The 1,223-nt window shown below is 31.4% G+C and carries 1 pseudogene; it reads right to left on the bottom strand.

What is annotated here, in order from left to right:
- Nucleotides 1–938: 938 nt before the first annotated feature.
- Nucleotides 939–1,223: pseudogene (locus tag ACFIKE_RS10860) on the bottom strand (SAM-dependent methyltransferase); the annotation flags it as partial.

Below are 1,223 nucleotides of genomic sequence, written 5' to 3'. Positions count from 1 at the left end.
TTCTCATAACAGATCAAAATGGTTATCGTTTAAATCTTTAATTCGAGATTTACTGTTTCAAAAATAATTTTAATATCCTAAATGAAAACAAAAGCGAGATGAAAAAACCTTCACATATAATTCGAATGCTATTACATAGAACTTACTCTTATGACAAAATATATAACATTATGAATAAAAACGAAATATTCCAACATGAGAACCAGAAACAAAAATGCTTTCAAACCTCACGATATACTTTGTAACTTCTGCTTCACATGCTTTTGTTCTCTCTAAAATTTTTAATATGTTCCGCATATAAATAATCGTGATATCTTTTAGCAACATTCTTGATCATAACTATCATCTTTAGATGAGTGATATTTATGATTATTTTTTTCAGAAATATCGCTCCACACACTGCTTTATCTCACATTCACTAACCTAAATTAAGAGATGTTTTTTATCTTTATAGTTTTCCTCCATCCTTTATGATTTTATCTCCTCTTAAAAGGTTGTACAATCAATGATATAACGCTAAATGTTTATCCTAACGATAAAGCCACTGAGCACCACTATCTTTACGCTTATAAAGAACAAGCTGGCACTATCACACACTTTGTTAGATATCGATGTTGGCAGATAGCCCTTGATACTTGAGAGAGTTCATAAGAAGCATTTTAATCCTTCCTTGTACAGTTTTTAACCACCATGAACCATATTATGCAAGAGCCCTTGGACTCTGCTATTTTTATGCTTACGAAGACACCAGCATTTTTTCTCTTAAAATGTTTCCACTATTCATGAAATATGGTTCGGTATATAGATACTTGAGATTTTTTATTCACATGCCAATTCCACAAATAATGTACAAAAGAATATTTTTCGATTGTAAATGCAAAAAATTGAAATAAGAGAATCCTTCTATATTTGCAGTTCTTATGCCAATGGTAAAATGATTAATTATCTTTATAAATTAAAATATTTCGCACTTGTGGTGATAAAGCAGGAATAAAAATACGTCGCGACTGACGACGCTGTACGAGCAAACCTTGATAAACACGTTTTTGTGCCTGACATATTAAGAGTCCACCAAAATAAGGCAAAAGATAGCGTGCAAATGGCTCATAAAAAAATGAGAACAACCGCGAAACATAACCCGTAGAAGGCATATAATGTACAATTTCTTGTATTGGCCCAGAAACAAAATTTGTTTTTTCGAACAAACGAGTAATTTGTTGCCG

The sequence above is a fragment of the Bartonella sp. MU70NMGDW genome, from assembly GCF_042194085.1.
Lineage (GTDB): Bacteria > Pseudomonadota > Alphaproteobacteria > Rhizobiales > Rhizobiaceae > Bartonella > Bartonella grahamii.
This window is presented reverse-complemented; position numbering and strand designations above follow the sequence as displayed.